Consider the following 18,311-nt stretch of genomic DNA (forward strand, 5'->3'; position numbering starts at 1 on the left):
AAACGAGAAACCGACATGCTCGATTCCAAACTGTTACGTAGCAACCTTCAGGACGTAGCGGACCGCCTGGCATCCCGTGGCTATACCCTGGATGTTGCGCGCATCGAAGCGCTGGAAGAACAGCGCAAGACCGTCCAGACCCGCACCGAAGCACTGCAGGCTGAACGTAACGCGCGCTCCAAATCCATCGGTCAGGCCAAGCAGCGCGGCGAAGACATCGCGCCGCTGATGGCGGACGTCGAGCGCATGGCGGGCGAATTGAGCACCGGTAAAGTCGAACTGGACGCGATCCAGAGCGAACTCGACTCGATCCTGCTGGGTATCCCCAACCTGCCGCACGAATCGGTACCGGTCGGCGAAGACGAAGACGGCAACGTCGAAGTGCGCCGTTGGGGCACCCCGACTGCCTTCGATTTCCCGGTTCAGGACCACGTGGCCCTGGGCGAGAAGTTCGGCTGGCTGGATTTTGAAACCGCCGCCAAGCTGTCCGGCGCCCGTTTCGCCCTGCTGCGCGGCCCGATCGCCCGTCTGCACCGCGCCCTGGCGCAGTTCATGATCAACCTGCATGTCACCGAGCATGGCTATGAAGAGGCTTACACGCCTTATCTGGTCCAGGCCCCGGCGCTGCAAGGCACCGGTCAGTTGCCGAAGTTCGAAGAAGACCTGTTCAAGATCGCGCGCGAAGGCGAGGCTGATCTGTACCTGATCCCGACCGCCGAAGTGTCGCTGACCAACATCGTCGCCGGTGAAATCGTCGACTCGAAACTGCTGCCGATCAAGTTCGTCGCCCACACACCGTGCTTCCGCAGTGAAGCCGGCGCATCGGGCCGCGATACCCGCGGCATGATCCGCCAGCACCAGTTCGACAAGGTTGAAATGGTGCAGATCGTCGAGCCGTCGCAGTCGATGGAAGCGCTGGAAGGCCTGACCGCCAACGCCGAGAAAGTCCTGCAACTGCTGGAACTGCCTTACCGCACCCTGGCGCTGTGCACCGGCGACATGGGCTTCAGCGCGGTCAAGACCTACGACCTGGAAGTGTGGATCCCGAGCCAGGACAAGTACCGCGAAATTTCGTCGTGCTCCAACTGTGGCGACTTCCAGGCCCGCCGTATGCAAGCGCGTTTCCGCAACCCGGAAACCGGCAAGCCGGAACTGGTACACACCCTGAACGGCTCCGGTCTTGCAGTCGGTCGTACCCTGGTGGCGGTGCTCGAGAACTATCAGCAGGCCGACGGTTCGATCCGTGTGCCTGAGGTGCTCAAGCCGTACATGGGTGGCCTTGAGGTCATCGGCTAAATGAACTATCTGCCGCTGTTCCATAACCTTCGCGGCAGTCGTGTGTTGGTCGTCGGCGGGGGGGAGATTGCCTTGCGCAAATCTCGCCTGCTGGCCGATGCCGGTGCGCTGCTGCGGGTGGTTGCACCTGAAATCGAAGCGCAACTGCGCGAACTGGTTGCCGGCAGCGGTGGCGAGTGCCTGCTACGTGGCTACGCCGAGGCGGATCTGGACGGTTGCGGGCTGATCATTGCCGCCACCGACGACGAAGCGCTGAACGCACAAGTTTCCGCCGATGCCCATCGGCGTTGCGTGCCGGTCAACGTGGTGGACGCGCCAGCCCTGTGCAGCGTGATCTTCCCGGCCATCGTTGATCGTTCCCCACTGATTATCGCAGTGTCCAGCGGCGGCGATGCGCCGGTGCTGGCACGTTTGATCCGCGCCAAGATCGAAACCTGGATTCCTTCCACCTACGGTCACCTGGCCGGTTTGGCGGCGCGATTCCGTCATCAGGTCAAAGGTCTGTTTCCGGATGTGCAGCAGCGTCGGGCGTTCTGGGAAGATGTTTTCCAGGGACCGATTGCCGACCGGCAACTGGCCGGGCAGGGCGGTGAAGCCGAGCGTCTGCTCCAGGCGAAAATCGATGGCGAAGCGCCAGTGGCGACCGGTGAGGTCTATCTGGTGGGCGCAGGGCCAGGTGACCCCGACCTGCTGACGTTCAAGGCGTTGCGTCTGATGCAGCAAGCCGACGTGGTGTTGTACGACCGCTTGGTGGCGCCAGCGATTCTCGAACTGTGCCGTCGCGATGCCGAGCGGGTTTACGTCGGCAAGCGCCGTGCCGATCACGCGGTGCCGCAGGACCAGATCAACCAGCAATTGGTGGACCTGGCCAAGCAGGGCAAGCGCGTGGTGCGATTGAAGGGCGGCGATCCGTTCATCTTCGGTCGTGGTGGTGAGGAGATCGAAGAACTGGCAGCCCATGGCATCCCGTTCCAGGTCGTGCCGGGGATCACGGCGGCCAGCGGTTGCGCGGCCTATGCCGGGATTCCGCTGACCCACCGCGATTATGCGCAGTCGGTGCGTTTCATCACCGGCCACCTCAAGGACGGCTCCAGCGATTTGCCATGGGCCGATCTGGTGGCCCCGGCGCAAACCCTGGTGTTCTACATGGGGCTGGTGGGCTTGCCGGTCATCTGCGAACAGCTGATCAAGCATGGACGCGCCGCCGATACCCCGGCGGCACTGATCCAGCAGGGCACTACGGTCAACCAGCGGGTGTTTACCGGCACCCTGGCGGACCTGCCACGACTGGTGGCGGAGCATGAAGTGCATGCGCCGACATTGGTGATCGTCGGCGAAGTGGTGCAACTGCGCGAGAAACTGGCGTGGTTCGAAGGGGCTCAGGGGCAGGTCTAGAGGCCGAGTCGACCCCATTCGCGAGCAAGCCCGCTCCCACATTGGATTAGTGAACGACACAAATCCCCTGTGGGAGCGGGCTTGCTCGCGAAGAGGCCCTCAAATTCACCGCAAAATTCAGATCAAGCTCAGGCCGTGCGCCAAACCCCTTTCCCACTCAACCGCTCCCGATCATGGGCCGCGGTAAAGTCCTGCGCCGGACCTTTGGGCACCACACCCGTCGGGTTGATGGTGCGGTGGCTGGCGTAGTAGTGGTTCTTGATGTGGGTGAAGTCCACCGTCTCGGCGATCCCCGGCCACTGATAGATTTCCCGCCGCCAGTTCGACAGGTTCGGATAATCGGCGATCCGCCGCAGGTTGCACTTGAAGTGCCCGTAGTACACCGCATCGAAGCGAATCAGCGTGGTGAACAGGCGGATGTCCGCTTCGGTCAGGTACTCGCCAGCCAGATAGCGGTTGGCGCCCAGCAGCAGTTCCAGCCGGTCCAGTTCGGCAAACACATCATCGAACGCTTCTTCATAAGCCTGTTGAGAGGTGGCAAACCCGGCGCGGTACACGCCATTGTTCACTGCCGGATAAATCCGCTCGTTCAGCGCATCGATCTCTCCGCGCAGCGGCGCCGGGTAGAAGTCCAGGTCGTTACCGGTCAGATCGTCGAAGGCGCCATTGAACATGCGGATGATTTCCGATGATTCATTGTTGACGATGCGATTCTGTTGTTTGTCCCAAAGCACCGGTACGGTGACGCGGCCGGTGTAGTCGGCGGTGTCGGCGGTGTAGCGCTGGTGCATGAAGTCGAAGTGATCGAGCCTGTCGCCGGTCGAACCGAGGCTCTGGTCGAAGGTCCAGCCATTTTCCAGCATCAACCAACTGACCACCGAGACGTCGATCAGCTTTTCGAGGCCTTTGAGTTTGCGCAGGATCAGCGTGCGATGAGCCCACGGACAGGCCAGGGACACATACAGGTGATAGCGCCCGGGCTCGGCCGCAAAACCGCCGACGCCGGTCGGTCCCGGCTTGCCGTCAGCGGTCAACCAGTTGCGACGCTGCGCCTGTTCACGCTGGAACGCGCCGTCCTTGCTGCTTTCGTACCACTTGTCCTGCCAGCGGCCATCAACTAACAAACCCATGTTCAAGACTCCTGAAACCCATAATCGATGGAGTCGAGTCTATTCCGATGAGTTCGAACAAAAAGCGCAAAGATCGGGCGTGAATGATCGATTAAATCGATTTGTCCCGCGCAGCCCAGTATTTTTCAGCGGTTTCGAGGGCCTGTTCGCGGCTCTGTCCGAGGCCACGCAGTGCCAGGGCCATGGTCGAGATCAGGGCCATTTGCGGGTAGCTGTCGACGACATCGCCACGCCATACCGCTTTCAAATGTTCAGGTTCAAGCGAGGCAGGTTTGACGTGACGCTGCGCCGACAACTGCGGCCATTCCTCATCCCAACTAACACCGCCGGTGGTGCCGTACAGGTGACTGTCGGCGTCCGGGTTGATCTCGATCTCGCCGCCATCGCCCTTGATCACGATGGCGGTGTCACCCAGCAGGCCGCTGGCATCGCGATGCACCGCCTGATAACCCGGGTGGAAAATGCTCTGCAGACCGCAACGGGCGCCCAGCGGATTGAGAATCCGCGCCAGCGAGTGGATGGGCGAACGCAGGCCCAGGGTGTTGCGCAGGTCGATCATGCGTTGCAGCTGTGGCGCCCAGTCCATCAATGGCATGAAGGCCAGGCCGCCGTTATCCAGTGCCGAACCCACCTGTTGCCAGTTGCGGCACAGCGGGATGTTCAGTTCGCCCAGCAGTTGCTCGCTGTACAGCCGACCGGCCGTGTGGGCGCCGCCGCCGTGCATGAAAATCCGCACGCCGTTTTGCGCCAGGCACTTGGCTGCCAGCAGATACCACGGTAGATGGCGTTTCTTGCCTGCATAGGTCGGCCAATCCAGATCCACCGCCAGAGCCGGAGGATTCAGACGTTCACGCAAGGCTTCGGTGAAGCCCGCCATCTCTTCCGCGCTTTCTTCCTTGTGCCGCAACAACATCAGGAATGCGCCGAGTTGGGTTTCCTCGACCTTTTCATCGAACACCATGCCCATGGCTTCGCGGGCTTCGACCCGGGTCAAATCGCGGGCGCCGCGCTTGCCTTTGCCAAGGATCCGCACGAACTGGGCGAACGGATGCTCGGCGGGGGTTTCGAGGGTCAGTGCTGGATAATCAGTCATAAGCAATTCGTCGGTTTGGGCAGGCCCGCCAGTTTCGCGGCGAGTTTGGCGGGAGTGCCTTTGAACAGTCGGTTCAGGTGCAGGCTGTTGCCTTTTTCCGGGCCGAGTTTCAGGGCGGTGTATTTGATCAACGGGCGGGTGGCCGGTGACAGCTGGAATTCGGCGTAGAAACTGCGCAGCAGTTCGAGGACTTCCCAGTGTTCGGGCGTCAACTCGATGTCTTCGGTAGCCGCCAGGGCACTGGCCACATCGGCGGACCAGTCACTCAGTTCGACCAGGAAACCATCCTTGTCCAGCTCGATGGCGCGGGCGCCGACCGTCAATGCATTCATAGCCAACTGTTGACCTTGTCGTAGTGAATCGACAGCTCGACGAAGGCCGGGTAATCGATGGCCCGGGCCCAGTCTGGAACCGCAAGCGCGCGGGCCTGGGCATCTTCAGCCAGGACGAACAGCTTCAGGCCACGTGCGCTGAGTGTCGTGAACGGTGCGGTGCCTGGCTGCAACGCATAGGCCGCATCACCGGACAACAGCAACCCGTCGTTGGCGCCGATCACGCGCAGGCAACTGGTCAGGCGTTCGTCGCCGAACGGGGAATGAGACAACACATGCAAAGTCGACATCAGAGGGTGATCACCTGGTCGTAACGGTCAATGAGGGCGGTGATTTCGTGGGCGGTCAACACCTGGGCTTCTTCCAGCGACAGGCCGCTGGGGTCCAGGCCACGTTGGGCGATACTGTCGCTGCAGGCAAACAGTTCCTCGACACCGAACATCGGCAGGGCCTGCAGGTTGGCGCTCAGGTCTTTCTGTTGCAGGGCCTTGGCATTCTGACTGGCGGCCAGCTGGAACACGCCGTCATCGAGAAACAACAGGCCAATCGGCAGGTCGAAGGCGCCGCCGGCCAGCACGATATCCAGCGCTTCACGCGCGCCTGGGCCGGACCATGGCGACTGGCGGCTGATGATCAACAAGGATTTGGCCATGTCATGCGCCTCCGAAACAGATCAGACGGTCGGCATCCTGCGCGGCGTCATGCAATTGGCCGAGGCCGGACAATTCCCACGGCGCACCGACGGCTACCGCCTCGCGCTGATAGCGCTTGGCTTCTTCCTCGTTCAACACGCCACGACGCAGGGCGGCGGCGATGCACACCACGCCATCGAGTTGATGGTCGCTGACGAATGCCCGCCATTGCTTGGGCAAGTCCAGTTCATCCTGGGGCGTGACCACGCTGCCGGATGCGTTGTAGACGCCATCCTGGTAGAAAAACAACCGGACAATCTCGTGCCCGCCGGCCAGCGCCGCTTGGGCGAACAGCAGGGCGCGGCGCGAGGAGGGCGCATGGGCGGCGGAAAACACGGCGATGGCGAACTTCATGACGGACTCGATCAGCGAAACTGCGGCCATGATAATGCTTTATCGGCGGGGCGGCGAAGAGCGTTTACTCGTAGACCGTGTCGCCCCCTTCGCGAGCAAGCCCGCTCCCACATTTGATCTCCAGTGTTCACACGATCAATGTGGGAGCGGCGGTGCGGCGATCCGACTTGCTCGCGAAGGCGGCCGAACAGGCGATGTAAGTCTCAGCGCGGCATATACCCCAACTGCCAACGCCGCGGGATCCTCAACGACAACACCCCGAGCCCGGCAGCCAGCAGGCCACTGGCAAACAACGCCTTGAGCCCCAGGTGATGTTCCAGCACGGCACCGAGTACCGCGCCGGCGAACATGCCGGTCCAGGGGATCAGTTGCACACGCCAGCCGTTACGGCGCTCGCCGAGCATCCAGCGTCCCAGTCCGCGGCCGAAACGCGACAGGGCACCGGTGATGTAAGTCAGGCCGACCGGCAGGCCGTTCACTTCTTCCACCGCGGCATTGAGCATGCCCATTGCAATGATCGCCGCCAGCAGGGCTGGCAGTTGCGCATCATAAGGCCAGGCCGCGGCGGCGCACAGCAGGGTGGTGATGCACAACAACAAGGGCAGGGCCCGGCGTCTGCCTAGCCGGCTGACGATAATGCCCAGCGCGTTGCCGACGATGAAAGTGGCGACGAGGATCACCAGGCGCAGGGTCAACCCAAGGTTGCCAGTACTGATGGCGACCGCCATCCGGGTGGTATTGCCGCTCATGAACGAGACGAAGTCGCCGCTGGCCATGAAGCCGATGGCGTCGGTCATGCCGGCGAGTACCGAGAGCATGGCCACCAGGCTCAGGCCTATGCGCCCGCGCTATTTCTGCGTGTGCAAGTGCCCGGGGCTGGCGTGGGTCCTGGCGGTGTTGGGCAGCATCGGCGAAGGTATCCCTGAACAGTGCTTAGGGTTTTATCCCATTCAACTCGCAATATTCCAGCCAGTCCATGCCGGCCATTTCCGCCACTTCCCGGTGCACTTCCAGGCGCTGCGCTTGGTAATCCTGGGGTGTGGCGGTGGTTAACTGCAACGTCAGTTCCCAAGCGAACAACTTCTGGCGTTCTGCTTCAGCTTCAAACGCTTCGTGCAGCCGTTCCTCGCGATACTGAGCCGCCGTTTCACCCTTGGCCTGAGCCAACAGCGGGTTGAGGTGGTCGAGTTCTTCGCGCAACTCGGGGCGCGCATCAAGAAACCTCTTGAGTGCTTGCTCATGTTGCAGTTCGGTTGCCGCCATGGTCGCTCCTTGAGAACGGATTACGAGGATTGCTTCTTGCTGGCCTTGGCCGCTGCCGCCAGGCATTCGAGGGCAAACTGTTCGGTGTAGGTCATCTGGATCGGCGTGGTTTCGCCTTTGACGGTTCTTTCACCGTCGAGGATGTAGCGAATCCGCTTGTCGGTGACGCCGATTCGCTTGGCAATCCAGGAAGGCGTCTGACCGATCTGGCTGATCAGCTTGTCGGCATATTCAGTGCTCGGTTTGTAGAACTCGGCATTAGGTGTCATCAGGTTTCCAGTCAGGGGGCGATGCAACGTTATTGGCGCAACAGGGTGCGCGAATCGTTGCGCGCTGTCGCGGTATAAATGCAGTAAAAGCAGAACGATACGGGCTGCCGGGGTGATAAAGTCCGCTTTTTCCTGATGAGTGAATGCAATGCGAATTCTGATGGTGGCGCTGGCCGTGACGTTGCTGGCGGGTTGCGCCGGCTCGGCGATGAACGATGCCCGCACCAAGGCTCCGTACAAGACCCTGAACTCGGAAAAACCGGCAAAAGACGTCGCCCAGTGCGTGCAGTTTTCCTGGCAGGACGAGGGCGTCTTCGGCGTCGATGCGGCGGCGTATTTGCAGCCAGGGGAGAAGGGTGGCACGACCGTTTACACCCGTTCGGCGGAGTCCTTCGTCGACGTGACCACCGATGCCTCGGGCACGGTGTTGAGCTACTACGCACAGAAGGATGATTTCGTGGCCAAGCGCCGGCTGGCGGCGTTGGCGACTTGCCTGTGACCTGAAGGCTAACGCAAGTCCCTTGTGGGTTTTTGTACTGATCAGTAGTTCAGGCGCTTCTGGAAGAAGAAGTGCTTGTGGCCCGGCGGGTAATCGGCAATGTGCCCGATCTCGCTGTAGCCGCATTTCTTGTAGAACTCCGGCGCCTGGAATTCAAAGGTGTCGAGCCACAGCCCGACGCAATTCCGTTCCCGCGCCAGGTCTTCGGCCATCTGCATCAGTTTCGAACCCAGGCCCTGTCCCCGTGCCTGTTCCGGCACCACCAGCAAGTCGACGTACAGCCACTGGTAAAACAATCGGCCATGCAGGCCGCCGAGGATCTCGTCGTTGTCGTCGCGCACCAGCAAGGCGATGTGCTCAGGCACGTTACCTTCGGCCTTCGAGCCGTTGTAGGCGCGCAGCGGTTTTAGGATGGCCTGGCGTTGTTCTTCCGTGGGGTTTGGTGATAGTTCGATACGCAGGTTCATGGCTATATCCATATGGCATTGAAGCCGCAGCCTATCCCGGTTGCAGCGATTGTTCCATCCCCGGAAAAGTTGAACCGTCGCCAACGCGCAGCTTGCTTGAGGGGGCAAACGCTGTCCGTTTTCACTTAACATGTGGACCCTCAGACAAATAACAGGACGCGTTGTCATGTCGAACACAGCCGAGCGGGTCAACATCCTTGAGTCTCAGGTGTTGTCCCACGACTGGTACCTGCTCAAGAAAATCACCTTCGATTACCGCCGCAACAACGGCGAGTGGCAACGCCAGACGCGGGAGGTCTACGACCGTGGCAACGGCGCGGCGATTCTGTTGTACAACCGCGAAAAGAGGACCGTGGTACTGACCCGGCAATTTCGCCTGCCGGTGTTCGTCAACGGCCACGATGGGCTGTTGATCGAAGTGGCGGCGGGGCTGCTGGAAGGCGCGGCGCCTGAAGACCGCATCCGCGATGAAGCGGAGGAAGAGACGGGGTATCGCGTGCACCATGTGCAGAAGGTGTTCGAGGCGTACATGAGTCCCGGTTCGGTGACGGAAAAACTGCACTTCTTCGTTGCCGAATACGACGCAAAGTCGAAAGTCAGTGACGGTGGCGGGCTGGAGTCGGAAACCGAAGAACTGGAAGTGCTGGAGTGGGCGTTCGACGACGCGCTCGAAGCGTTTTACCGCGGCGAAATCTGCGATGCCAAGACCATCATGTTGTTGCAGTATGCGGCGATGAAAAACCTCTTCGCCGGCTAACGTATGCGCTTCCTGTGGCGAGCGAGCTTGCTCCGGGCGGCGATCCGACGTTGGGCTGCGCAGCAGCCCCGGTATCTTGAATGTTTGAAGATGATTGGCCAGTGCTTCGCACTGGAACGGGAGCAAGCTCCCTCGCCACAAGTGCAGTGCGTCCCTAAAACAAGTCATCCATGCGACTGGCGCCCGACCACTCGCAGCCCTCCAGCGTCAGCAACAACTCCTTCGCCTCAAGCCCGCCGGCAAACCCGGTCAACTTCCCCGACGCGCCAATCACCCGATGACAGGGCGCGACAATCGAAATCGGGTTCTTGCCATTCGCCGCACCCACCGCCCTGACCGCCGCCGGGTTGCCGATCTGTTCGGCTATCTGGCTGTAGCTGCGGGTCTCGCCGAACGGGATGGTCAGCAGCGCCGCCCAGACCTTCTTCTGAAATTCCGTGCCGGCAAAATCCAGTTCCAGTTCGAAGCGATCGCGGGTGCCGGAAAAGTATTCGTGCAACTGCGCAGCCGTGCGTACCAGGATCGGGTTGTCCGGCGCTTCGCTCATCGGCCCCAGGCGCACCCGGCCGGGTTTGTCGTTTTCCCAGAGGATGGCCGCCAGTCGTGAACCGTTCGCGACCAGCTTCAACTGGCCGACAGGTGAAGCCACGGAGGTGCAGGTATAGGTCATGCCAGGGCTCGCGGGAAATTGCTGAACAGGCGTTAAGGATACTGTCTCGACGGGGAGGCGCAAACCGTAATCCCGACCATACTTGGCTACGGCTTTTGAAGCGTTTTCCTACGAAATAACAAGAAGAGACTGACTCATGAAGTACGAACCTTTTGCCAAATCGACTACGGCATGAACATCCAGGAAACGGTGGATGCACCGCGTTTCCACCAGCAGTGGCTGCTGGAGGAAACCAACCTGGAAGCCTTCACCACCAGCCCGGACACGGTGAAAATCCTCGAGAGCTGGGGCCACAAGTTCGCCGGTCTACAGGATGCCAACCACCTGGCGGCGATCCTGGTCGGGGCGCCGTCCCTGGGTGGCAAGCCGGTCGGCAAGAACCGTTTCTACGGGGCGAACGACCCACGGCGTAACACCGGGTTGTCGCTGGGTTATTGAAGGTTGTGTCTGGAGGGGGACGGGCTTATGTTCGTCCCCTGATCCCTCGGCATATCAAGGAAGGAAGTCATGACCACTGCACTGTTAATCATCGACGTTCAGCAGGCATTGTGCTCCGGTGAGTACGAGTGTTTCGAGATCGGACGGGTTATCGATACGATCAACGATCTCTCGGCCCGGGCCCGCAAGGCCGAAGTTCCTGTGGTGCTGATCCAGCACGAAGAAGCGGACAGTCCGCTGGCGCATGGCGCTGCCGGCTGGCAACTGGCCGAAGGGCTGGAAACTTCGCCCAAGGACCACCGCGTGCGCAAGACCACGCCGGATTCGTTCTATCAGACCCACCTGCAAAAACTGTTGCCGAAAGAGGACTTCGAGCGCTTGGTCATCTGCGGCCTGCAGACTGATTACTGCGTCAACGCCACCGTGCGCCAGGCCCTGAAACTGGGCTACGACGTGGTGCTGGCGGGCGACGCGCATTCCACCGTCGACAACGGCAACCTGACCGCCGAAGACATCATTGCCGAGCACAACAAGGACCTGAAGCGCCTGACCGGTTCCGTGGCGCGGATCGATGTGATACCGGCCAAGGACATCCACTTCTGATACCACCACATTCCCCCTGTGGGAGCGGGCTTGCCCGCGATGAGGCCAGCACATTCAACATTGATGTTGGCTGACCCTCCGCTATCGCGAGCAAGCTCGCTCCCACAGTAATCCCGGTCGCTGGCAGATGTTGCGTACACCCACTAACCCCTGTGGGAGCGAGCTTGCTCGCGATGGCGTCATTACAGCCAGCATTGATGTCGGCTGACCCACCGCTATCGCGAGCAAGCTCGCTCCCACAATAATTTCGGTCGCTGGCAGATTTTGCGTACACCCACCAACCCTGTGGGAGCGGGCTTGCCCGTGATGAGGCCAGCACATTCAACATTGATGCTGGCTGACCCACCGCTATCGCGAGCAAGCTCGCTCCCACAGTAATTTCGGTCGCTCGCAGATTTCGCGTACACCCACTAACCCTGTGGGAGCGAGCTTGCTCGCGATGGCGTCATTACAGCCAGCATCGGCGTTGACTGACCCACCGCTCCCACAGGACCTACGGCGCTCCGAAAATCTCGATCAGCTCATTGAGGAACGCACTCACCAGGTCCCGCTGCCGCGCCGAATGCCGCACCGCCGCATGAAAACTGACTTCATAGCGCAACAGGTCCGGGTTCAGCGGGTGTAACTGCCCCAGCTGTTCATGGCGGGTCGCGTAGTGCTGCGGCAGAAACCCCAGGTGCTGGCCGGACAGGATCAGCAGGGCTGCGCCGTCCATGCTGTCGGTGAGTACGGTCAGGCGCTCGATGGACGTGGGGGCCGGCATTTCCGGCAGCGGATGGCTCGGCCAGACCCAGTCGAACCCGCTGACATCTTCGCGAGTCAGTGCGCCGACTTGCCCGAACAACGGATGCGAGGGTGCGCAATAAGCGATCTGGGTTTCCGGGAACAGCGGGAAATAATCGATGCTGGGCAAGCGATGCCAGAAGTAACCGATGGCCAGGTCGATATGGCCGTTGATGATTTTTTCTTCCAGCAGCGACGACGACAGTTCGGTGAAGTGGAAGTACAGCCCCTCGTGCCGCGCCCGCAATCGGGCAATGGCCTGGCCGATTTTCTTGTTCGCCACGGGGTCGATTTGCCCCAGCAGGCCGATGTTGATGCTGCCCGAGACTTTGCGGTTGATGTGCTGCACCTCGACCCGAAAACCTTCGGCCGCTGCCAGCAAGCGCCGGGCCGCGTCGATGAACTGAGTGCCTTTGGGCGTTACCGAAAACCCGCCGCGCCCGCGTTCGCACAGACGGAAACCGACCCGGGCTTCCAGCGTCGCCAACTGCGCACTGATCGTGGGTTGCGTGGTGTTGAGGGCGGTTTGTGCCGCCGAGATGCCGCCCGCTTCGACGACGGTCAGAAATACCCGGATCAGGCGCAGATCCAGCTCCGTTACAGTTCCCAGCATGGGGGCTCCCGATTCTCGCTTACATAGATGTTGATCTATGTGAACAGTGTGCCTGCGATATTTTATTGCCCGGACTCACGCCCTACATTGCCGTGAAGCCAGCGTCATCGTCAGCTTTTTCTGGAGTTTTACCTGAACTGGACGTCGTAGCGAGCGCTGTACCCACAAAAACAACAAACAACAGCATAGGAACAATCGTATGTCAGGTTCCCCAGTGTCTGCGCACGCCGCCGAGGCGAGCGGCGGGTTGGCCATCGAAGGTCACTCCATCGACTACATCCCGGAAAACGAACGCCACGCCAAACTCAGCAGTCAGGGGCCTTTCTGGTTTCTGGGCAACTTCCACTTCTTCACCATCTCCATCGGTTTTGTTGGCCCGAGCCTCGGCTTGTCGGCGCTGTGGACCATGCTCGCCGGTGCCCTGGGCATTATGTTCGGCACCATTTTCATGGCGTTTCACGGGTCTCAGGGCCCGGAAATGGGCCTGCCGCAGATGATCCAGTCCCGCGCCCAGTTCGGCTATCGCGGGGTGATCCTGGCGTTGATGGCGACGATGTTTGTGTTCGTCGGTTTCAACGTGGTGAACATCTCGCTGATCATGAACGGCCTTGAACATGTGTTCGGCATTAACCCGACCATCGTCGCCGTGGCGGTGGTGCTGATCGGCGCGCTGTTGTCGATCTACGGCCACGACCTGATGCACAAGGCCTTCAAGTGGGCCTTGCTGGCGACCTTGCCGTTGTACGCACTGGTGACCATCGCCCTGATTTTCGGTGCGGGTCAGGAAGGCGTCACGCCGGCGACCGACCTGGGCTTCAACTGGGTGGCCTTCGCCACGCTGTTCGCCATCGGTGCCAGCTACAACATTTCCTATGCACCCTACGTGTCTGACTATTCCCGTTACCTGCCGAAAAACACCAGCCGGGCGAAACTGATCGCGGCGGTGTTCATCGGCGCCTCGTTGTCCGGCAGTTGGATGATCGGCCTCGGTGCCTGGCTGGCCCAGGAGCTGAAAGCAGCGGATGCGCTGGTGGCGTTGAACCAGGTCGGCTCCTCGATGGTGCCGGGGTTGGGCAACTTGCTGGTGATCGTCTCGGTGGCGGGCTTCCTGCCGATCATCGCCCTCAACACCTACAGCGCCATGCTGACGCTGCTGACCGGCGTCGACTCGATCAGGAAAATCACCCCGACACCCCGTGCCCGTGTGCTGTCGATCAGTGTGATCAGCGTCATTCTGTTGACCTGCGTGCTGTCGATCAAAGGTGACGGCATCGCGCTGTTGAACACCTTCCTGGTGTTGTTGCTCTACTTCCTCGTGCCGTGGACTGCGGTCAACCTGGTGGACTACTTCTTCGTGCGCAAGGGCCGATATGCGATCCCGCATTTCTTCACGCCAAACGGCATCTACGGCGCCTGGCAATTTCGCGGCATCGTCTCGTACCTGATCGGCTTCGCCGCCATGGTGCCGTTCTTCTACATCTTCGATGCCGCCGCCGGCAAAGAGGTCTTCGTCGGCCCGCTGGCGCGAGTGCTGGAAGGCGTGGACATCGCCTGGCTGGTGGGCCTGGTGGTGTCGGGGTTGACCTACTACCTGCTCAGCCGCTCGATTGATCTGGCCGCCGAACGCCGGGTGATCGATGCGCTGAGCGAGAGCGACATTGTCGCCATGACCCATTCATCTGCGGAGGCAGGGCATTGAACAGCGTAAAAAATACCGTGGTCGCCTGTTGCCAACTGGCACCGAAAATCGGCGACCTGGCCTACAACCGCACACTGACCGAACGCGCGATTCGCCAGGCAGCCTTTCAAGGCGCGCAGGTCGTGGTGTTGCCGGAACTGGTGCAGAGCGGCTATCTGTTTGCCGACCGCTTTGAGGCGCTGTCGCTGGCGGAAACCACTGATGGCCCGATATTGCAGCTTTGGCAGGCCCTGGCCCGTGAGCTGAACCTGGTGATCGTCGGCGGATTCTGTGAGCGCCTGCCCGGTGATGAACTGGCCAACAGCGCGGCGATGATCGACGCCAATGGCCTGCGCGCGGTGTACCGCAAGGCGCATCTGTGGGATGCCGAGAAGGACATCTTCACGGCCGGCGATGCGCCACCGCCGGTGGTCGAAACGGTGCATGGGCGGCTCGGCATGCTGATCTGCTACGACCTGGAATTCCCCGAGTGGGTGCGTCTTCCGGCGCTGGCCGGGGCCGATCTGCTGTGTGCACCGGTCAACTGGCCCGACGGCCCGCGGCCGCAGACCGAGCGCCCGGCCGAAGTGCTGCGGGTGCAGGCCAATGCCTCGGTCAACCGCATGTTCATCGCCGCCTGTGATCGCTATGGCCATGAGCGCGGGGTCGGCTGGGTCCAGGGTTCGGTCATCGTCGATGCCGATGGTTACCCGTTGGCCGGGCCGGCGGAGCAGGGCGGCGAGCAGATGTTGCTGGCGACGCTGAATCTCACCGAGGCGCGCAACAAGCGCATCAGCGCGCGCAATGATCTGCACAAGGACCGCCGACCATCGTTGTACGGGTTGCTCAGCGATTTGTAACTTCTGATGTCAAAGTGCGCTGGACCCATTCCCGAGCCTATGGCATCGTCCAGACGACAAAAACCATGCAGTGAACGGGATCGCAATGATGGAGGAGGGGATCAAGGCCGGCGACAACACGTCCATGGCCACGCTGAAGGCGTTCAATCGCTGCGTGTTGCACGTTGGACGGCTGGCGCGGGAAAGTGGCGCGTCGCGCTTCATCGCCGACGGTTTGCAGGCATTCGGTCAACTGGTGCCGTTTGCGTCGGCCTGGTGGGGCGAGATGTCTACGCCAGGCCCCAATGTCGTCCCGCAGAGCTGGATGCACGGCAGCATCAATCTCCCTGAATCCTTTGCCGCCGAATGGCATCCGGTCGCGGCAAACGATCAGTTCTCCCATACCACCCTGAGTCAACCCGGCGAGGTGGTGCGTGATAAAGGGTTCAACGACCCGTGCGAAGCGGTCAACGATTTCGCCCGGCGTTACGATCTCTACCACTTGATGGGCATCACCTTCGAGTTGCCCGAGAGTGGCTTGATGTTCTTCGTCTGTCTCTACCGCGGCGAGCACGAACAGCATTTCGATGAACACGAGGCCGAGCTGTTTTCGGCGTTCTGCGATCATCTGTTCCAGCTATGGCGGTTTCAGGTGCAGGACATGATTCGCTTCGACACCGATGATGGCGCGAGCGACTTCGGTGTTGCGCGCATGGACGGTAGCCTGCTGTATGTCGGTGCGCGATTGTGCGCAGCGATTCAGCGTGAACTGCCCGGCTGGAACGGTTCAATGCTGCCGGTCGAAGTTGTCTCACAGTTGCAAAAAGCGCCCTGCGTGGTTCGTTTGGGCCGCTGCGCGTTGACCCTGAGCCCCAATGCCGAACATGTCATTTTGTCCCTCGAAGCGCCATCACGGGCCGAAGGCCTGGCGCCTCGGGAACGCACGGCGGCGATGTTGTTCGCCGCCGGCCATTCCTACAAGGAAATCGCCAAACTCCTGTCCCTGAGCCCGGCGACCGTGCGTACTTACCTGCGCAATTGCTATTTGCAGCTCGGCGTGAAAAGCAAGGTGGAACTGGGTTCGGTCCTGCGTTCGCCCGGTTCGCTGATTGAGTCTGCGCGCCGCGATTAATCGCGTCTTTTCAACTATTTGCCTCACCCCTCCTCATTTGCAGAGGTCCATTCGAGCGCTGCGCCCTATAGGGTAGGCCCTGTCTATCAGGGGCTGGCGCAGTCGCTTCGGGCCGCTTCAAAACAATAAGAACAGGGGTGAGGCATTTGAGACTTTCCAGGCTTTTTGTCGCCGTTGCGGCGACGACGGCATTTTCCGGCATGGCGCTGGCGGCGACACCCGCCGACACGGTCATGCGCAATGGCTACGTCTACACCGTCGATGGCCAGAGTTCCGTGCAGCAGGCCATTGCCATTTCGGGCGGCAAGATCGTCTATGTCGGCAGCGATGCGGGGGTCGACGCTTACATCGGCAAGCAGACACAACGGATCGACCTGGCCGGACGCATGCTGATGCCGGGCTTCGTCGATGCGCACATGCACCCGGGGGATGGCGGTCGCGCCATGACCTTGTGCGACCTGAAATACCAGACCATGACCCGCGCGCAGTTTCAGGCGAGCATCCAGGCCTGCCTCGATGCCGACAAGGACAAGGGCCCGGACGTGTGGCTGGAAGTGGGCAGCTGGGACCGCATGGGCATGACCGGGCTCGACGGCGACGCCGACAAATCGACCCTGGACGCGCTCAAGACCAAGCGTCCGATCCAGGTGCGCTCCACCGACTTCCACACCGTGCTGACCAACTCTCGCGGCCTGGAACTGGCCGGCATCAACAAGAACACCGCCGATCCCGAGGACGGCAAATACCGACGCGACAGCGCCGGCAATCCGAACGGCATCTGTGAAGACGGCGCCGCCGAATCGTTGGCCGCCGTGGTCCCGCCTGCGACCGACGCGGAAAAACTCAATCAGGTTCGTGCAGCCCTCGACGCCATGCGCCAGCAAGGCATCACCAGTTTCATGGATGCGCTGTCCGGCCCGGAAAACGGCAAAGCCTTCACCAGCCTGCAAAAGTCCGGCGAGCTGACCGCCCGGGCCTTGCTGGCGATCAAGCTGGACCCGGCCGCCGCTGCCGCCGACCCGGTGAAAACCATCGCCGAGGCCAAGGCCCTGGCCAGCACCTACGACCAGGGCGAAGTGAACGTCGCGCCGGGCGTGAACATGCGCCACGTCAAACTGTTCATGGACGGCATCATCAATGCCCCGGCGGACACCGGCGCCATGTTGACCCCGTACCTGCACAACAGCGGCACCGACAAGGCGCCGAAGTGGACGCCGGGCAAGAACCTGGGCGAACTGTACTTCCCGCCGCAAGTGCTCAATCCGTTGTTGCTGCAAGCGGTCAAGGCCGGTCTCGACCCGCACCTGCACGCTACCGGCGAGCGCGCGGTGCGCGATGCACTGGACAGCGTGGCCTACGTGCGCAAGGAGCTGCCCGGTACTGATTTCCGCCCGGCCATCGCGCACGCCGAGTCAGTCGACCCTGCCGACTATTCGCGCTTCAAGGCACTGGACGTCACGGCCACCATGTCGTTCCAGTGGGCGCAGCAGGCACCGTCCACGGTCGACGGCACCAGTGATCACCTTGGCGCCGCGCGATTTGCGCGCATGGAACCCTCGGGCAGCATCGCCCATGCCGGCGGTCGAGTGGCGTTTGGCAGCGATTGGCCGGTCGATCCGCTGGATGAATTCCTGGCGCTGAAAGTCGGTGTCACCCGTTCCGGCGACCCCACCAATCCGCACAGCTACGGGCCGAAGTATGCCGGGCGACTCAATGCCGATCCGGCGCTGTCGCGAGCCGAAGCGCTGCGCAGCATCACCCTCAGTTCCGCCGAACAGTTGAAGCTCGACGCGGTGCTGGGTTCGGTCGAAGTCGGCAAATTCGCTGACCTGATCGTGCTGGACAAGAACTTCATGCAGGTGCCCGAGGAGGAACTGGGCCGCAACGACGTGCTGCTGACGCTGGTCGGCGGCAAGGTCGTGTGGGCCAAGGCGCCGTTCCTCGGGCTTGCGCCACACGTGGTTTCCCAAGCGGTTACTTCCCGATCCGCCCCATAAAAACTAGAGAG

21 protein-coding genes and 1 pseudogene are annotated in these 18,311 nt (G+C 61.4%); 10 read left to right on the plus strand and 12 right to left on the minus strand.

Annotated elements, in window-relative coordinates:
* Positions 1 to 15 precede the first annotated feature (15 nt).
* Together serS and cysG are read left to right on the plus strand one after the other, a co-directional pair.
* A complete protein-coding gene (gene serS, locus AC1DVE_RS04590) occupies positions 16 to 1,296 on the plus strand; it encodes a serine--tRNA ligase (protein ID WP_223453987.1) in 1,281 nt (426 codons plus the stop codon).
* Positions 1,297 to 2,691, plus strand: a complete 1,395-nt coding sequence (cysG, locus tag AC1DVE_RS04595) for a siroheme synthase CysG (protein WP_223453989.1) — start codon at positions 1,297 to 1,299, stop codon at positions 2,689 to 2,691.
* Positions 2,692 to 2,819: 128 nt separating this feature from the next.
* Here the strand turns inward: cysG and AC1DVE_RS04600 are convergent, their stop codons facing one another.
* The 9 genes from AC1DVE_RS04600 to AC1DVE_RS04640 form a co-directional block, all read right to left on the minus strand.
* Positions 2,820 to 3,821, minus strand: a complete 1,002-nt coding sequence (locus AC1DVE_RS04600) for a glutathione S-transferase family protein (RefSeq protein ID WP_477783790.1) — start codon at positions 3,819 to 3,821, stop codon at positions 2,820 to 2,822.
* Positions 3,822 to 3,912: 91 nt separating this feature from the next.
* Complete coding sequence (locus tag AC1DVE_RS04605) at positions 3,913 to 4,914, minus strand: glycosyl transferase family protein (protein WP_223453993.1); 1,002 nt, start codon at positions 4,912 to 4,914, stop codon at positions 3,913 to 3,915.
* A complete protein-coding gene (locus AC1DVE_RS04610; RefSeq protein WP_223447804.1) occupies positions 4,911 to 5,246 on the minus strand; it encodes a TusE/DsrC/DsvC family sulfur relay protein in 336 nt (111 codons plus the stop codon). Before AC1DVE_RS04610 ends, AC1DVE_RS04605 begins: the two co-directional genes overlap by 4 nt.
* Complete coding sequence (tusB, locus tag AC1DVE_RS04615) at positions 5,243 to 5,536, minus strand: sulfurtransferase complex subunit TusB (protein WP_223453995.1); 294 nt, start codon at positions 5,534 to 5,536, stop codon at positions 5,243 to 5,245. Before tusB ends, AC1DVE_RS04610 begins: the two co-directional genes overlap by 4 nt.
* Positions 5,536 to 5,898, minus strand: a complete 363-nt coding sequence (gene tusC, locus AC1DVE_RS04620) for a sulfurtransferase complex subunit TusC (protein WP_477783791.1) — start codon at positions 5,896 to 5,898, stop codon at positions 5,536 to 5,538. Before tusC ends, tusB begins: the two co-directional genes overlap by 1 nt.
* A gap of 1 nt (position 5,899) precedes the next feature.
* The gene (gene tusD / locus AC1DVE_RS04625) at positions 5,900 to 6,292 is read right to left on the minus strand and encodes a sulfurtransferase complex subunit TusD (protein ID WP_223454093.1); all 393 of its coding nucleotides are present in this window, start codon (positions 6,290 to 6,292) and stop codon (positions 5,900 to 5,902) included.
* A gap of 203 nt (positions 6,293 to 6,495) precedes the next feature.
* Complete coding sequence (locus AC1DVE_RS04630) at positions 6,496 to 7,131, minus strand: YoaK family protein (protein WP_411741603.1); 636 nt, start codon at positions 7,129 to 7,131, stop codon at positions 6,496 to 6,498.
* A 94-nt stretch (positions 7,132 to 7,225) separates the two neighbouring features.
* Positions 7,226 to 7,555 (minus strand): DUF6388 family protein, encoded by a 330-nt coding sequence (locus AC1DVE_RS04635; protein WP_223453998.1) that lies wholly within the window; start codon positions 7,553 to 7,555, stop codon positions 7,226 to 7,228.
* A gap of 20 nt (positions 7,556 to 7,575) precedes the next feature.
* Positions 7,576 to 7,824 carry a hypothetical protein gene (locus AC1DVE_RS04640; protein WP_008015571.1) on the minus strand — a complete coding sequence of 83 codons (249 nt, stop codon included), beginning with the start codon at positions 7,822 to 7,824 and terminating at the stop codon, positions 7,576 to 7,578.
* 148 nt (positions 7,825 to 7,972) lie between these two features.
* Here AC1DVE_RS04640 and AC1DVE_RS04645 point away from each other — a divergent pair, with 148 nt between their 5' ends.
* Positions 7,973 to 8,323 carry a hypothetical protein gene (locus AC1DVE_RS04645; protein WP_223454000.1) on the plus strand — a complete coding sequence of 117 codons (351 nt, stop codon included), beginning with the start codon at positions 7,973 to 7,975 and terminating at the stop codon, positions 8,321 to 8,323.
* Between the two features lie 41 nt (positions 8,324 to 8,364).
* Here AC1DVE_RS04645 and AC1DVE_RS04650 read toward each other — a convergent pair whose 3' ends face one another.
* Complete coding sequence (locus tag AC1DVE_RS04650; protein WP_223531873.1) at positions 8,365 to 8,790, minus strand: GNAT family N-acetyltransferase; 426 nt, start codon at positions 8,788 to 8,790, stop codon at positions 8,365 to 8,367.
* Positions 8,791 to 8,956: 166 nt separating this feature from the next.
* Here AC1DVE_RS04650 and AC1DVE_RS04655 point away from each other — a divergent pair, with 166 nt between their 5' ends.
* Complete coding sequence (locus tag AC1DVE_RS04655; protein WP_223454004.1) at positions 8,957 to 9,547, plus strand: NUDIX domain-containing protein; 591 nt, start codon at positions 8,957 to 8,959, stop codon at positions 9,545 to 9,547.
* A gap of 154 nt (positions 9,548 to 9,701) precedes the next feature.
* Here the strand turns inward: AC1DVE_RS04655 and AC1DVE_RS04660 are convergent, their stop codons facing one another.
* Positions 9,702 to 10,217, minus strand: coding sequence for a methylated-DNA--[protein]-cysteine S-methyltransferase (locus tag AC1DVE_RS04660; protein ID WP_223454006.1), 516 nt, complete (start codon positions 10,215 to 10,217; stop codon positions 9,702 to 9,704).
* A gap of 159 nt (positions 10,218 to 10,376) precedes the next feature.
* Between AC1DVE_RS04660 and AC1DVE_RS04665 the strand changes: the two are divergent.
* Both AC1DVE_RS04665 and AC1DVE_RS04670 read left to right on the plus strand, forming a co-directional pair.
* Positions 10,377 to 10,655 (plus strand): annotated as a pseudogene (locus AC1DVE_RS04665) (gamma-glutamyltransferase); the annotation flags it as partial.
* Between the two features lie 69 nt (positions 10,656 to 10,724).
* Positions 10,725 to 11,258: a cysteine hydrolase family protein gene (locus tag AC1DVE_RS04670; protein ID WP_223454008.1), complete on the plus strand. Its 534-nt coding sequence runs from the start codon at positions 10,725 to 10,727 to the stop codon at positions 11,256 to 11,258.
* Positions 11,259 to 11,751: 493 nt separating this feature from the next.
* Here the strand turns inward: AC1DVE_RS04670 and AC1DVE_RS04675 are convergent, their stop codons facing one another.
* Complete coding sequence (locus AC1DVE_RS04675; protein WP_223531871.1) at positions 11,752 to 12,654, minus strand: LysR family transcriptional regulator; 903 nt, start codon at positions 12,652 to 12,654, stop codon at positions 11,752 to 11,754.
* A gap of 199 nt (positions 12,655 to 12,853) precedes the next feature.
* On the opposite strand from AC1DVE_RS04675, the gene AC1DVE_RS04680 reads away from it, so the two are divergent.
* From AC1DVE_RS04680 to AC1DVE_RS04695, 4 genes are all read left to right on the plus strand, one after another.
* Positions 12,854 to 14,353, plus strand: a complete 1,500-nt coding sequence (locus tag AC1DVE_RS04680; protein WP_223454012.1) for a purine-cytosine permease family protein — start codon at positions 12,854 to 12,856, stop codon at positions 14,351 to 14,353.
* Entirely contained in the window at positions 14,350 to 15,192 is an 843-nt protein-coding gene (locus tag AC1DVE_RS04685; protein WP_477783792.1) for a nitrilase family protein, read from the plus strand. Before AC1DVE_RS04680 ends, AC1DVE_RS04685 begins: the two co-directional genes overlap by 4 nt.
* Positions 15,193 to 15,280: 88 nt before the next feature.
* Positions 15,281 to 16,303 (plus strand): helix-turn-helix transcriptional regulator, encoded by a 1,023-nt coding sequence (locus AC1DVE_RS04690; RefSeq protein ID WP_223531950.1) that lies wholly within the window; start codon positions 15,281 to 15,283, stop codon positions 16,301 to 16,303.
* A 200-nt stretch (positions 16,304 to 16,503) separates the two neighbouring features.
* Complete coding sequence (locus AC1DVE_RS04695) at positions 16,504 to 18,300, plus strand: amidohydrolase (RefSeq protein WP_223454097.1); 1,797 nt, start codon at positions 16,504 to 16,506, stop codon at positions 18,298 to 18,300.
* Positions 18,301 to 18,311: the final 11 nt, after the last annotated feature.

This window comes from Pseudomonas sp. P4_B4, assembly GCF_056402255.1.